This window comes from Cupriavidus sp. FW305-26 (assembly GCF_058787975.1).
Genome location: NZ_JBYTAH010000011.1, coordinates 77,141 through 92,071, shown reverse-complemented (window position 1 = coordinate 92,071; position 14,931 = coordinate 77,141). Strand labels below are relative to the sequence as shown.

At 66.1% G+C, this 14,931-nt stretch carries 10 protein-coding genes; 8 read left to right on the top strand and 2 right to left on the bottom strand.

What is annotated here, in order from left to right:
• Positions 1–26: 26 nt before the first annotated feature.
• Together AC3WQZ_RS09390 and AC3WQZ_RS09385 are read left to right on the top strand one after the other, a co-directional pair.
• A complete protein-coding gene (locus AC3WQZ_RS09390) occupies positions 27–1,199 on the top strand; it encodes a CaiB/BaiF CoA transferase family protein (RefSeq protein WP_492300392.1) in 1,173 nt (390 codons plus the stop codon).
• 11 nt (positions 1,200–1,210) lie between these two features.
• Positions 1,211–2,032 carry an HpcH/HpaI aldolase/citrate lyase family protein gene (locus tag AC3WQZ_RS09385; protein WP_492300391.1) on the top strand — a complete coding sequence of 274 codons (822 nt, stop codon included), beginning with the start codon at positions 1,211–1,213 and terminating at the stop codon, positions 2,030–2,032.
• A 10-nt stretch (positions 2,033–2,042) separates the two neighbouring features.
• Here AC3WQZ_RS09385 and AC3WQZ_RS09380 read toward each other — a convergent pair whose 3' ends face one another.
• Positions 2,043–2,735: an MFS transporter gene (locus AC3WQZ_RS09380; protein WP_081225831.1), complete on the bottom strand. Its 693-nt coding sequence runs from the start codon at positions 2,733–2,735 to the stop codon at positions 2,043–2,045.
• Here AC3WQZ_RS09380 and AC3WQZ_RS09375 point away from each other — a divergent pair.
• Positions 2,703–2,900 (top strand): hypothetical protein, encoded by a 198-nt coding sequence (locus tag AC3WQZ_RS09375; protein WP_081050138.1) that lies wholly within the window; start codon positions 2,703–2,705, stop codon positions 2,898–2,900. The genes AC3WQZ_RS09380 and AC3WQZ_RS09375 overlap by 33 nt on opposite strands.
• Before the next feature lie 74 nt (positions 2,901–2,974).
• On the opposite strand, the gene AC3WQZ_RS09370 is transcribed toward AC3WQZ_RS09375, so the two are convergent.
• Positions 2,975–3,595 (bottom strand): flavodoxin family protein, encoded by a 621-nt coding sequence (locus AC3WQZ_RS09370; protein WP_010811027.1) that lies wholly within the window; start codon positions 3,593–3,595, stop codon positions 2,975–2,977.
• Positions 3,596–3,909: 314 nt separating this feature from the next.
• Between AC3WQZ_RS09370 and AC3WQZ_RS09365 the strand changes: the two genes are divergently transcribed.
• From AC3WQZ_RS09365 to AC3WQZ_RS09345, 5 genes are all read left to right on the top strand, one after another.
• On the top strand, positions 3,910–6,108 hold the full coding sequence (locus AC3WQZ_RS09365; protein WP_492300389.1) for a TonB-dependent receptor family protein: 2,199 nt from the start codon (positions 3,910–3,912) through the stop codon (positions 6,106–6,108).
• Positions 6,109–6,604: 496 nt separating this feature from the next.
• Complete coding sequence (locus AC3WQZ_RS09360) at positions 6,605–9,559, top strand: type VI secretion system Vgr family protein (protein ID WP_492300387.1); 2,955 nt, start codon at positions 6,605–6,607, stop codon at positions 9,557–9,559.
• A gap of 41 nt (positions 9,560–9,600) precedes the next feature.
• Positions 9,601–13,608, top strand: coding sequence for a DUF6531 domain-containing protein (locus AC3WQZ_RS09355; RefSeq protein WP_492300386.1), 4,008 nt, complete (start codon positions 9,601–9,603; stop codon positions 13,606–13,608).
• Positions 13,559–14,359 (top strand): RHS repeat-associated core domain-containing protein, encoded by an 801-nt coding sequence (locus tag AC3WQZ_RS09350; RefSeq protein ID WP_492300410.1) that lies wholly within the window; start codon positions 13,559–13,561, stop codon positions 14,357–14,359. Before AC3WQZ_RS09355 ends, AC3WQZ_RS09350 begins: the two co-directional genes overlap by 50 nt.
• Positions 14,356–14,751 carry an immunity 50 family protein gene (locus AC3WQZ_RS09345; RefSeq protein ID WP_136227881.1) on the top strand — a complete coding sequence of 132 codons (396 nt, stop codon included), beginning with the start codon at positions 14,356–14,358 and terminating at the stop codon, positions 14,749–14,751. The genes AC3WQZ_RS09350 and AC3WQZ_RS09345 overlap by 4 nt, the downstream gene beginning before the upstream one ends.
• Positions 14,752–14,931 lie beyond the last annotated feature (180 nt).

Sequence of the window (14,931 nt, the reverse complement as noted above, 5' to 3'; positions counted from 1 at the left end):
GACATTGCGCAAAACCGGATACCACCATGCCCCATCCCCTCGAAGGCATCACCGTCGTTTCCCTGGAGCAGGCGATCGCGGCCCCGTTCTGCACCCGCCAGCTGGCGGACCTGGGCGCGCGCATCATCAAGATCGAGCGGCCTGGCAGCGGCGACTTTGCCCGCGCCTACGACACGCGCGTGCGCGGCTTGTCTTCGCACTTCGTCTGGACCAACCGCTCCAAGGAGAGCCTCACGCTCGACGTCAAGCACGCCGCGGCCGCCCCCGTGCTGGCCGGACTGCTCGAACGCGCGGACGTGCTGGTGCAGAACCTCGCGCCCGGCGCGGCCGCGCGCCTGGGCCTGGACTTCGACAGCCTGAGCGAAAAGTACCCGCGCCTGATCGTGTGCGATATCTCGGGCTATGGCAGCGACGGCCCGTACCGCGACAAGAAGGCCTACGACCTGCTGGTCCAGAGCGAGTCCGGCTTTGTCTCCGTGACCGGCACGCCGGACGACGGCGTCAAGGCAGGTGCCTCGGTGGCCGATATTGCGGCCGGCATGTACGCCTATACCAATATCCTGGCCGCGCTGCTGGAACGCGGCAAGACCGGGCGCGGCAAGCGCATCGATATCTCGATGCTGGAATCGATGGTGGAGTGGATGGGCTTCCCGCTCTACTACGCCTTCGATGGCGCCGAGCCGCCGCCGCGCGCGGGCGCGGCACATGCCACCATCTATCCCTATGGCCCGTTTCCGACCGGAGATGGCAAGACCGTGATGCTTGGACTGCAGAACGAGCGCGAGTGGGTCGTGTTCTGCGAGGCGGTGCTGGGCGAACCCGATCTCGCCACGCATCCCGACTTTGCCAGCAACAGCCTGCGCAACCAGAACCGCGCTGCGCTGCGCGCGCGCATCGTCAACAGCTTCTCGGGCCTGACCGCCACCGAAGTGGTCGACCGGCTGGAGGCCGCCAGGATTGCCAATGCGCGGGTCAATACCATCGCTGACGTTTGGGACCACCCCCAGCTGGCGGCGCGCCAGCGCTGGCGCCAGGTCGACACGCCGGTGGGTCCGGTGCCGGCGTTGCTGCCGCCGGGCATGACCGAGGCACGCATGGACCCGATTCCGTCGCTCGGCGCGAGCACCGATGCCATCCTGGCCGAACTGGGCCAGACCGCGGCGCAGATTGCCGCGTTGCGCTCGGCCGGCGCAGTCTGAAAGGAGCAGCCATGCCGATCGCCAATCCTCGCAGCTACCTGTTTGTCCCGGCCTCGCGCCCGGAGCGCATCGCCAAGGCGATCGGCTCCGGCGCCGATGCCGTCATTGTCGATTTCGAGGATGCGGTCGCGCCCGCCGACAAGGGGCAGGCCCGCGACGGGCTTGGCGCCCCATGGGCGGCGCTGGGCCAGCAGGCAGCGGCAGCCGGCGTCGCCATGCTGGTGCGCATCAACGGCGCCGATACCGCGTACTACGAAGACGATCTCGCCTGGTGCCGCGCACAGGGTGTCTCGGAAATCGTGCTGCCGAAGGCCGATTCGTCCGGCGTCGATGCGCTTGCTGCGGCATTGCCCGGTGTGCGCTGTTTCCCGCTGGTCGAGAACGCCGCCGGCTTCGCCGGCTTACGCGAGCTGGCCCGTGCCGGCGGCGTGGTCCGGCTGCTGTTCGGCAGCATCGACCTGATGTTCGATCTCGACGTGCAGGACGACGGTGAAGCGTTGCACTACTTCCGCAGCCGGCTGGTGCTTCATTCCCGCGCGGCGGGTTTGCCCGCGCCCGTGGATGGCGTTTGCACCGCAATCGGCAATGACGCCGCACTTGCCGCGGAAACGCGCCGCGCCCGGGCCTTCGGCTTTGGCGCCAAGCTGCTGATCCACCCGGGCCAGGTCTGCGGCGTGCACGACGGCCTGGCGCCGTCGGCCGATGAACGGCACTGGGCCGGGCGCGTCATGGCCGCGGCTGCCGCTGCCGATGGCGCCGCGGTGGCGGTGGACGGCAAGATGGTGGACCGCCCGGTGCTGGAGCGCGCGCGCCGGATCTTGTCCGGTGGGTAGTCTGCCACAGTCAGTCCAGCCGCTTGCCCGCCGTCTCCGGCGCCATCGCCAGCCCGACCAGCGAAATCAGGCCGCAGCCGATCACATATAGCGCAGGGGCGCTGGCATTGCCGGTCAGTTCGATCAGCCAGGTGGCGATCAGCTGCGCGAAGCCGCCGAACACCAGCACGCCGATGCAATAGACCACCGACAGCCCGCTCGCGCGAATGCGGCGCGGGAACAGCTCGGTGATCAGCACCACGGACGGCACGACGTTCAGCACCAGCGGCAGGGCCAGCATCGCGACCACGGCCAGCAGCGTGCCGAGCGACGGCCGCGCGTTGAGCAGCAGGAAGGCGGGGTAGACCAGCACCAGCATCGCCACGCGCGACCACAGGATGGCGGGCTTGCGGCCGATGCGGTCGGACAGCCTGCCGGCATACGCAGACAGGGCCACCTGCACCAGTGCGGCGACGCAGCCGGCGGCCATGCTGAGCCCGAGCGGGATCTTCAGTACCGTCACCGCGTAGCTGGTCATGTAGTGCAGCACGATATAGGTGGCGGAGGTGCCGCCGATCGTCACCAGCACGCCGGCCACCACCACGCGGCCGTGCCCACGGAAGATTTCAGTCAGGCCTGCGCGTTCATGGCCCGGCGCGCCGGCGGCCGGCGCTTCGGCGGTTTCTTCCAGGTGGCGGCGGATATAGAGACCGAGCGGGATCACCAGGACGAGACCAGCCGGCTCGGCATCATCACGCGCCATAACGCGGTGCGCAGCCCCGCGGCGCAGTGCTTCACCGACTGCCTGCTGCAGGAAATCCGGCGCCGCGCGCGCTCGGCGGCGCAGAAGGACAGCGAGTTGTTCGACGAGCTGGAAGTCTTGTACTGAGCGCCCAGGGCTCGCGACTGCCCGGAAAAGAAAATCGGCCCCATGTGGGGCCGATGTGTCTGGGTGCGACCGGATCAGGCAGCTTCTTTCAGTTCCGCCAGCGCGCGCCGGCCCGCGACCAGTTGCTGCGCCACTTCGGCCACGCGGGCACCCAGGTGCTCGGCGGTGCGCAGGTCGGCCAGCGGCGGCACCACGTCGGCGCTTTCATCGGCGTTGGACTGTGCGGCGGCGCCCAGGAAGAAGCCGTGGCGGTTCAGCGAGTCCTCGGTCGACTTGGAGTTGTTGTGGCCCGGGGGCAGGCCCAGGTTGACCCAGTGCATGCCGTGCTGTGCCGCGAAGATCGCGATCTGCTGCAGCGTGGCCAGCTTGTCGCCGGAGCGCGAAGCCGCGTTGGTGAAGCCGGCTGCGACCTTGTTGGCCCACTTGCCGCCCTTGGCAAAGACATTGCGCGAGGTGGCGTCCATAAAGCCCTTGAACTGTGCCGAGGCGCTGCCCATGTAGGTCGGCGCGCCGAAGATGATGGCGTCCACCTGTTCCAGCGTGTCCCAGTGCTGGTCGATGTCCTCGACCGGGATCAGCAGGCTTTCAGTGCCTGCGACATTGCCGGCGCCGCGCGCAACGGCCTGGGCCTGCTTGGCGGTGTGGCCGTAGCCGCTGTGGTAGACGATGGCGACGCGGGTTTGTGCGGTGGTCATGATGGCGGATCCCCTTGGTAGTAGCGAAAATCTGAATACCCTTATGCTGCATCGCGTGATGGACTGGTGCGGTTGCGGCGGGTGGTGAAAGCAGTGTAGGGAGCCGTGGGGCGGACTGCGTGAGCGTCCATGCAATCAGTTGTTGAATTTTTCTGAACAACCGGAATCCGGTGCCGGCTCCATCTCCTCCGCGGGTTTTCCCCGCGGCCAAGCGCGTGGCAATAGTGCTGTGGACACGATAAAGTTGCGACACATTCACCTGTGCCCGGCGCCTCCATCCTCCGCGCCAGAACCCGCAACCGCTTCCGATCCCCATGAAACCAGGCGGCAGGCAGATTTTGGCGGTCCGGCAGCAGCGCCGTTCCGGTATCCCCCGCATCCCGTTCGCGAACCGCTCCGCGCTGGCGTTCGCCGCGCTGGTCCTGGCCAGCGCCGGCGCGCGTGCCGCCGACCCGCCCGGCACGGCAGTGGCCGCCGCCACTGCCGAAACGCTGCCCGACGTGGTGGTCAGCGCCACCCGCAGCGAGCAGCGCCGCTTTGACGCGCCGGCGGCGGTGGACAGCGTGCCGGTCGATCCGCTGCGCAGCGCCACGCCGCTGGTGAACCTGTCCGAGGTGCTGGCCGGCGTGCCGGGCGTGGCGGTGCGCGACCGGCAGAACTACTCGCAGGACCTGCAACTGGCGGTGCGTGGCTTTGGCACGCGCTCCACCTTCGGCGTGCGCGGCGTGCGCCTGTATGTCGACGGCATCCCGGCCACCATGCCGGACGGGCAGGGCCAGGCTTCCACTGCCGACCTTGCCAACGCCAGCCGCGTCGAGGTGCTGCGCGGCCCGTTTGCGCAGATGTATGGCAATGCGTCGGGCGGCGTGGTGCAGGTGTTCACGCCCGATCCGCCCAAGGACGGCTTCAGCGGGCGCGCGTCGACGGGCTTCGGCTCCGATGGCCAGTGGCAGGCGGGCATCGCGCTGGCCGGCGGCAACGACCGGCTCGGCGGCTCGCTCGACGCCTGGACCTACCAGACCGACGGCTACCGCGACCACAGCGCGGCGCGCCGCTACCAGCTCAATGCCAAGGTAGTGGCGCAGCCGGCGAGCGGCACGCGCGTGACCGGCCAGTTCAACTATTTCAACCAGCCGCTGGCGCAGGACCCGCTGGGGCTAACGCGCGCGCAGGCCGATGCCAATCCGCGCCAGGCGGTGTCCGCGGCGACCCAGTTCGATACCGGCAAGAACGTCGAGCAGACCCAGGCCGGCGTGGTGGTGGACCACCAGCTGACCGGGACCGACAGCGTGTCGGCACGCCTGTACGGCGGCACGCGCAACCTGTACCAGCGGCTGGGCTTCAGCGGAGCCGCGCCGAATTCGGCCGGCGGCATCGTCGACCTGGACCGCACCTACGGCGGCGCCGCGCTGTCATGGAGCCGGCGCACCGCCACCGCCGCCGGCCTGCCGCTGCTGTGGAGCGCCGGGCTCGAAGCCAACGGCATGCGCGATGGCCGCAACGGCTACGTCAACCAGAACGGCACGCAGGGCGCGCTGCGCCGCGACGAGACCAATACCGCGACCGACCTCGGCGCGTTTGCACAGTTCGACTGGACCTTCCACCCGGCCTGGCAACTGGTGGGCGGCGTGCGCGCCAGCCGGGTGCGGCTTGGCATTGACGACCACTTCATCAATGCGGCCAGCCCCGATGACAGTGGCAGCGCGACCTACAGCAACGTCAGCCCCGTGCTTGGCGTGGTGTGGCACGCGCTCGATTCCCTCAACGTCTACGCCAACCTCGGCCGCGGCTTCGAGACCCCGACGCTGACCGAAGTTGCCTACGGACCCGGCGGCGTAGGCAGCAACCTGGGGCTGCAGGCCTCCACCAGCCGCCAGGGCGAGATCGGCATCAAGTGGCTGGCGGCGGGGCAGCGGCTGGAGGCGGCGCTGTTCGATGCCGACAGCCACGACGAGGTGGTGCCCCAATCGAACAATGCCGGGCGCACCGTCTACCAGAATGTCAGCGGCGTGCACCGGCGCGGCTTCGAACTGGGCTGGCGCGGCGGCTTTCTCGGTGAGGTGGGCACGCCGGGCAAGGGCGGCGGCAGCCGTATCGAGGCAGGACTGGCCTATACCTGGCTCGATGCTTACTTCGGCGACAGCTTCGTCAACGCGCAGGGCCAGACTGTGGCGGCCGGCAAGCGCCTGCCCGGCACCGCGCGCCACAGCCTGGGCGCGGACTTGTCATGGCGGCCGGCTGCGCCGCTGACGCTGGGGGCAGAGATGCGCGTGGACAGCCGCGTCTACGCCAATGATCTCAACACGCAGGCCGCGCCAGGCTATGCGGTGTTCAACCTGCGCGCTGGCTATGAGTTCCGCATCGGCCCGACCCGGCTCTACGTCTTCGGCCGCATCGACAACCTCACCGACCGGCGCTATATCGGCTCGGTGATCGTCAACGAGGCCAACGGGCGGTATTTCGAACCCGCGCCGGGGCGGCGCTTCTTCCTGGGGCTGCGCGCTGCCCTTTGAGGCGCGCCGGATAGCGGTCAGCCTGCGGATCAGGACTCTATGCCGTCAGGCTGGCAAAGCTGTCCTGTATCCCTCAGAGCGGGCTAATGCCACTGGTTCCGGCACACCGTTGGTGTGCTCCCCCCTATGCTCTCACCACCATCGACAACTCGCTCGCCAGCGACGCCCAGTACGACGCAGGCGCGCTGGTGGCACACACTGACCGTGTAACCCCCATTGCAAGAAATCGTCATGGCATCGCGGGAGACTCGCGCGCGCCGGCCTGTCCGCTTATACCAGCCAACGAAAATCCCGCCTGAAAACTCAGATTTTTTTTATTCTGATTTAAATGGATCGCATTCATTTATAGGAAACGTCCGATATCCGGCTGGACTCCACTTCCATATAAAAGGCGTATTGATGCGCATCAAGTGCGGGCGCAGCGATCGCCCCGCAAAATAGCTAGCCATTGGCTGCCTGTGGCAGTCACCAATCCATTCTCACGGAGCGTGTTTGCATGGGCAGCCGATCGCTTTCCTCTCGTACCGTCACTGTCAAGGGCAATGGCCTGCCCGAATTGATGGGGCAGCCCGCGTTGGTGCTTTCCAAGCTGTCTGGCACCGAGCGCCTGTGCGAACTGTTCGAATACGAGTTGGAGCTGAAGACGCCGGACGACCGCCACGCGCTGTTCGGCCCGGCGGCGGACCTCGATACGAAGGCGCTGCGCGGCCAGGAGCTGACCGTCACGATTCAGCTCGACGGCATGGGCACCGGAATGGCGGGCGGTGTCGGCGCGGGCACGCGAGAAATCACGGGCATGGTCACCGATGTGCGCGGCCCCATTGCAGTCGGTCACCAGATTGTCTACCGCCTCACCCTGCGCCCCTGGCTGTGGCTGGCGACACTGACCAAGGACTTCCGCATTTTCCAGCAGCAAAGCGCCGTCGAAATCCTCGACGCGCTGCTCTCGGACTATACCTTCCCCGTCGAGCGGCGCCTGGACGTGGCACGCTACCCCAAACGCGAATACCAGGTCCAGTATGGCGAGAGCGATTTCGACTTCCTCCAGCGCCTCACTCAAGAATGGGGGATTTCCTGGCACATCGAACACAGCGAGGGCAAGCACCGGCTGGTGCTGACCGACGGCAACGGCGCCTTTGCCCCGTTTGCCAGCTCCGCCTACCATTCGATCCGCTGGGCACGCTCGTCCGACCGCATCGACGAGGAACACCTCCACGAGTTCGAGCTGCACGACCGGCTGGTGTCGGGCCAGTGGACCAGTTCCGACTACGATTTCGTCAAGACGCGGGCCGACTTGACGGTACGCGCTGCTGATCCACTCGACACCGCGCACGCCGGCCAGGAAATCTACGAGTTCCCTGGCGACCACAGCGAGCCGGCCACCGGCAACGACCCGTGGAAGGAAGGCGACCAGGTGGCCCGGCAGCGCATGGAAGCGCTGCGCCAGCATGGCAGCCGCGCCAGCGGGCGCGGGAATGTGCGCGCCATGGTGCCCGGCTGCACCTTCACGCTGGCGAACTTCATCCAGCCCAAGGCCAACCGCGAATACATCATTCTCGGCACGCACCTGCTGATCGAGGACGTACCGGAAGCGTCGGGCGGCAGCCAGCCGTGGCGCTGCGAGGTGGCATTCACCGCCCAGCCGTCCAACGAACTGTTCCGCCCCGAGCGCACCCAGCCCAAGCCGCGCACCCACGGGCCGCAGACCGCCACCGTGGTCGGTCCAGAGGGCCAGGAAACGTGGACCGATGAGTACGGGCGCATCCGTATTCAGCTGCACTGGGATCGGCAAGGCAAGCGCGACGCCAATAGCTCATGCTGGGTGCGGGTGGCCTCGTCCTGGCAGGGCGAGCGTTTCGGCGCCGTGCACGTGCCGCGCATCGGTCAGGAGGTGATGGTCGAGCACCTGAACGGCGATCCGGATTGCCCTATCGTGACCGGCAGCGTGCCCAACAAGCTGAACATGCCGCAGTGGCCGCTACCGGAGTTCCACGCGCTGTCGGGCTTCGTCAGCAAGGAGGTGCACGGGAATCGCACCAATACCTTCGTGCAGGACGCCAGCGAAGGACAGATCCAGACCCAGCTGCAGAGTGACCATCAGACCTCGTGGCTGGGGCTGGGCTTCCTCACTCGCATCATCCGCGGCAGTGGCCGCAAGGACAAGCGTGGCGAAGGCTTCGAGCTGCGCTCCGACGCGCAGGGCGTGGTGCGTGCCAATGGCCTGCTGCTTACCACCGAGCCCCGCGCCAACGCCAGTGCCCACCACAAGGACATGGGCGAGACGGTGCAGCGCCTCGCGGTGGCGCGTGACCAGCAGGAGACGCTGGCGGAACTGGCGCAGGAACACGACGCGCAAGAGTGCACCGACCAAGCCGAGGTCGCGAAGATCATCAAGGCGCAGAACGACGACATCCGGGGCAATGGTACCGCCAACGCCGAGACCGGCGACTTCCCAGAACTGGCCGCGCCCCACCTGGTACTGGCTAGCCCGGCCGGCATCGAGGCCAGTACCGCGCGCTCGACCCACTTCGCCGCTGGAGAGCACCTGGCCTTCACCAGCGCCGGGCACACGAGCCTCGCCATCGGGCAGCGCCTGCTGGCGAGCGTAAGCCGGGGCGTGCGCATCTTCATCCAGAGCATGGGCTGGCGGCTGGTCGCCGCCGGGGGCGACATCGACCTGCGCGCGCTGCAGGACAGCATCAACCTGCTGGCGAAGCTGAACGTCACGGCCACGGCCAACCGCATCACGCTGTCGGCCAAGGAGGAACTGGTGGTGGCGGGCGGTGGCAGCGCCACCATCTACAACGCGGGCGGCATCACCCACAAGACGAGCGGCGCGTACACCATCCGCGCGGCCAGCTATACCTTCACCAGTGCGCAGAAGTATGTCGCGCAGTTCCCCGAGCCGCCCAAGCCCGGCAAGGGCAATCTCGAACTGTTCAATCACTACGCCAACCGCTTGGGTATCGATGGTGGCGACTTCACGGTCGAGGACGCCTTGGGCAAGGTCACCACTGGCAAGCTCGACACCAAGGGCTTCGCGGCGGTTAGCGGCATCGCACCGGGCCCGGCCAGGGTCAGCTTTGGTAAGGACCCGACCGATACCTGGGCCGAGGGCAGCTATGTCGCCAAGCCAACCTGGCCGCCGGCCGGCGCATCGGCCGACGGCGCAGGCGCGCTGACGCAGGCTTCAGGCATTGCTGTCGGCACCGCCGCCGGCGCCATGGCAAGCCAGGTGCTGGCAGCCGCTGGACAGGCCACCCAGGCACTGCAACTGGCGCAACAAGTGGCCGGCGCGGTCAAGGCCGGTCCTGCCGGCTTGGTTGGCCTGGGCCTGTCCGGTGCGCAGAGCCTGCTGGGCGAGGCCATGCCAACCGCAGGCACGCCGACGCTTGCCAAGGCCAGCCCGCATCCCACGCAGACCACGATGCGCGTGCCCGGCTTTGTCTGAGCACATCGAGCCAAGAATACGAACAATCCTTGACTTGACCTATGGCTGAACCTACACCCGCAGCAAAGCCGCGCGAGCCGCAAACCGCCGTCGTGCCCCTGAACACCATCGCGCTCGAGGACATCGGCAAGGGCGCCGCCAGGTTCGACGCCTGGCTGCAAAGCGCCAGCGGCGGCCTCGTGACGCTGGAGCGCATCAAGACCGTGGCGGGCAGCCTGCCGGTGGTGGGCAACATTATCGCGCTGGTCGACGCCTTGGGCGATGTCGTCACGCTGGTACGCACCAAGTCGCAGAACTTCCTGGACTGGGTGAGCCTGGGCATCAACCTGATCGGCGTGTTGCCCGCGCCGCCGACCATGGCCGCCGCGAGGATGAGCCTGCGCCCGACGCTGGCGCTGGTGCGCCAGGAGCTACGCCAGGCGGCCAAGGCCGCGCTGGGGGATGGGATCATCGAGGTGCTGGTCGGGCACCTGAACGCCACCATCATCGGTGAGATCGATGACTTCGTGGCCAAGGCGCAGGCCAAGCTCGCCACCATTCTCAATGATGCCGGGGTGCTGGGCGAGAAGATGGTGCTGGAGGTCGCCGGCGGCCTGGAGAAGGTGGCGCTGGGCAAGCTCAACGCTGCCGGCAATGCGCAAACAGCGGTCAGCCAGGCACGAGAAGGTGCCAGCCAACTCCTGCATGATCCCAAGAAGGCCATTGGCAACTTCTTGAACGCTACCTGGAACGCCTACAAGGCCGCTGGCAAGGCCGTTGTCAACACGGCGGTCAAGGTTGGCATGCCGGCCGAAATCCGGCAGACGGTGGTGGCCCATGTCGGCCAGTTGCGCACCATGGGGCCCGTGCTGCGCGCGCAGATGACCAGGCTCGCCGACCCGAGGCTACAGCACAGCATTGGCTGGCTGCTGTCGATGCTGGTCCAGGCGGTGGCTGCCTGGCGCAAGAGGAAAGGCAACCATCAGGCCGCCAACGTCCACCCGAAGCAAACCAGCCAGGCCCGCAAGACCGGCCACGAAGGCGAACTGGAGGTGAGCAGCCACCAGGCGCCGGCCAAGGCCAGCCCCGGCTGCAAGAACTGTCCCGCGCCGGCGGGCAGCACCAACAGCATCAGTTTTGCAATGGGCGACGAAACGCTGTCGCACACCGATTTTGTCTTGCCGGGGCTGTTCCCCATCGACTGGGCGCGCACCTACCGCTCCAGCCTGGGCGCCTATGACGGCGGTGAACAGGGCGCGCGCTGGATCACGCCGTACACCACGCGCTTTGATGTGATACGCAAGGAGGGCCAGGAAGCGCTGCGCTACCATGCCGCCGACGGGCGCAGCCACGACTACCCGCTGCCGGCGGTGGGCAAGTTCCACCACGACCCCATCGATAACGTGACGCTGGTGCGGGTGTCGGAGAACGGCCTGACGCTGGCGCGCGGCTTCGAGAGCCAGGAAACCTACCGGCGCCATGGTCAGCGCTTCCGCCTGACCGGCATTACGCTTAGAAGCGGTGCAGGTGTCGCGCTGCACTACGACCACCGCATTGACGGCGACACCGTGCTGTCGGACGTGATCGCTTATCAGGGCGAGACCGTCTTCGCCCACGTTGGTGTGCGCCCGGATGCCAAGGGCCGGATTGCCGAGTTGTGGCAGATCGCAGACAGCAAGCTGGTGCGCCAGCTTTCCCGCTACACCTACGACGATGCGGGCGACCTCACCATGGCGCAGGACGAGAACGCCGCGCATTGGGAGTACACCTATCAGCACCATCTCGTCACGCGCTATACCGACCGCACCGGGCGCGGCATGAACCTGCAGTGGCAAGGTGACGGCCCGGACGCCAGGGCCGTGCGCGAATGGGCCGACGATGGCAGTTTCGATACCCGCCTGGAGTGGGACGAGAACATCCGGCTGACCTACGTTACCGATGCCCATGGCAACGAGACCTGGCATTACTACGACATTCTCGGCTACACCTATCGCATCCAGCACCCGGATGGCTTGTCGGAGTGGTTCTTCCGCGACCACGCCAAGAACGTGGTCAAGCATGTGCACACCGATGGCGCGGTCGATCGCTATGCCTACGACGAGCGCGGCAATCTGGTCGAACACATCCGCCCCGACGACAGCGTGGTGCACTACGCCTGGGATGATAAGGACCAGCTCATCAAGATCCGCGACGCCGAGGGCGGGCTGTGGCTGCGCGATTACGATATCAAGGGCAACCTGACCGAGGAAATCGATCCGCTCGGGCACAAGACAGCATACGCCTACAACAAGTCGGGCTTGCCGGTGGAGATCACCGATGCCAAGGGCGGCAAGAAGCAGCTCGCCTTCACCGCCACCGGACAGCTGGCCAGCTACACCGACTGCTCGGGCAAGACCAGCGCCTGGAAGTACGGCGAGCGCGGGGAACTGGTCAGGTTCACCGATGCGGCGGGCAATGCCACCCAGTACCACTACGAGGCCGGGCAGCTCGCCAGCGTTACCCATCCCGACCAGCGGGTGGAGCGCTTCGAGCGCGACGCCGAGGGGCGGCTGCTGGTGCACACCGATGCGCTGCACCGCCGCACCGCCTGGCGCTATAACGAGGTCGGTCTGATTGCCGAGCGCACCGACGCCGCCGGCCAGACGCTCAGCTACCGGTGGGACCGGCTGGGACGGCTGGCCACGCTCACCAACGAGAACAGCGCCAGCACCGAATTCCAGTACGACCCGGTGGGGCGCCTGCTGCGCGAGAGCGGTTTCGACGGCAAGACGACCGAGTACAACTACGACCCGGCAAGCGGCTTGCTGGATTGGACGGTGGACTCGGGCCAACTGATGACGGATTTCGTCTTTGACGCCATGGGTCGCCTCACGCGCCGCCGTGCGGGGCTGATCGACGCCGACAACCGGGTGCCGCATGTACTGACGGAAACCTTCGCCTATAACGGCAACGGGCGCCTGATCCTGGCCGAAAACGCCGACAGCCGCCTGCAATGGTTCCACGATGCAGCGGGCAATGTGGTACGCGAGCACCAGCACTACCGCTGCCTGAAGGAGCCGCTGGTGGCCGTGTGGCGGCACGAATACGACGCGCTGAACCAGCGCATCGCCACCGTTCGCCCGGACGGGCACCGCGTGGGCGTGCTTACCTACGGCTCGGGCCATGTGCACGGCGTGATGCTGGACGACCGGGAGTTGGTGCAGTTCGAGCGCGACAACCTGCACCGGGAGATTGCCCGCACGCAGGGCAACCGGCTGGCGCAGGCGCAGGTGTACGACCCCGCGGGACGCCTCCTGGAGCAGACGCTTTCACACGTCGAGGGCGCCCATGCGGGCCAGCGCATGCTGCGCCGCGAGTACCAATACGATGCGGCGGGGCAACTGTCCAGCATCCGCGACCTGCGGCGCGGCACGCTGCAATACCGCTACGATCCGGTGGGGCGCCTGCTGGAGGCCAACAGCGCGCTCGGGGTGGAAACCTTTGACTTCGACCCGGCGGGCAATCTGCTGCACGACCCCGACACGCGCGTATTCAAAGCCGACCCGGCCCGTGGCCGGCCCGAGTTCCACAGCCGCCTGCAAGGCCGCCCGAAGCTGGTGGACAACCTGCTCAAGCAGTACGCCGGTACCCACTACGAGTGGGACGAGCGCGGCAACCTGAGTTTGCGCGTGGTCAACGGTGTCCATGAGCGCTTCGCCTGGGATGCCTTCAACCGGCTGGTGGGCTGGCACAATCCGAAGGTGGAGGTGCGTTACCGGTACGACGCACTTGGGCGGCGGCTGTCCAAGTCGTCATCGGCCAACTACTTCGAGAATCAGAATGACGGCGAAATCTACCGGCGCAACGAGCGGGCACGGCTGAACCAGGAATACGGCTGCGCCTTCACGCTGTATGGCTGGGACGGTGACCAACTTGCGTGGGAGAGCCGCCAGGAACCCGAGGGCCGGTGTCGGCGACCACTTCCGGATAATACCGGGTGCGGAGCGCACCACGCACTACCTGTACGAGCCGGGCAGTTTGGTGCCGCTGGCGCAGGCGGTGCGGCGCGAGGCCATCGACCTGCTGCCTGAACCCGCCTGGGAGGGCGACTACGACCTGGACGACGATCCGCTGTGGACCCGCGAGATTGCGCCGCAGCCGTTCGAGGCGCTGGCCTGGTATCAATGCGACCACCTGGGCACGCCGCAGGAACTGACCGACGAGGCGGGCGAGCTGGCGTGGAGCGCGCAGTACAAGGCATGGGGCGCCGCGCAGGAGGCAATCTCGAACGCCGCGAGGAAGGCCGGCATCCAGAATCCGCTGCGCTTCCAGGGGCAGTATTACGATCACGAGAATGGGCTGCACTACAACCGGCACCGGTATTATGATCCGGGAACCGGGCGCTTCGTCTCCAAAGACCCTATCGGGCTGGCTGGCGGGCTGAACCTGAATCAGTACGCGCCGAACCCGATAAGCTGGGTTGATCCGCTCGGGCTGGCATGCAGTCAGACGCGGCGCGCTAGTCTGAGAGAAGTTCGGCGACAGCTTGGCATTCCAATGTCTCAGCAACCAACAAGTCAGAAAATGGTTCCATTAACTGACTCAAGCGGTGCTTGGATCCTCGGCAACGACAAGCACCCGATCATGACCAGAGAGTTGACCTATCAGTTGAATGGGAAGAACGTGATTATTCAAGACCACTCGGCAGGGCACTACTACAATGAAGGAGGTGTTGGCGACCAGCCGTCGCACCATAATGTACGCCCCGAAGACAATACTCGGACGGGCAAAGTCGATGGTATGGACGATCATTACCATTTCAATTGCCGGAATAAGAAATGAAGACAACTGCGAGGTTAATGAATCCCAAAGCCATGATTTCCATATATGGTGAGTTTCCGTCACTTAGTGGATCTGAACTTTCTGACGTCCATGTCAAGCGCGATGAGCCGCGGCTATCGGTCAAGCTTATAACTGAAGAGAAGCCAAAATCTTGCCCTGACCGATGGCCCAAGAACTATGACGTGGTTCATATTAAGCTATCATTTGTCGGCTTGAGCTGCTTGTCCTTCAGCCACTGGGGGCATGAGAACATCATCGACAAGTTCGAATGGGAGGATATGGAAGAATCAGTATCTGTGCGGTTTGTATGCAAAAATCAAACTACGTTGGCATTCTCATGTGATTGGATTCGCATCGAGAGCATTACTTACGGGCATGTTGGCAGTCCGTGAAAGACATACGAAGGGGCCGCAAGCTGACGCCGCGCCCTCGAATCAGTAACGTGTCGAACCCGGTAGGCCCTGTGGAATTGAGTCACGGCAATCAGCCTGCCCCCGACCAACGGGCTATCAGAACCACAATGTTATCCATGATCGATGGACGGCATATCCGATACATTAGTGGGGCGACAA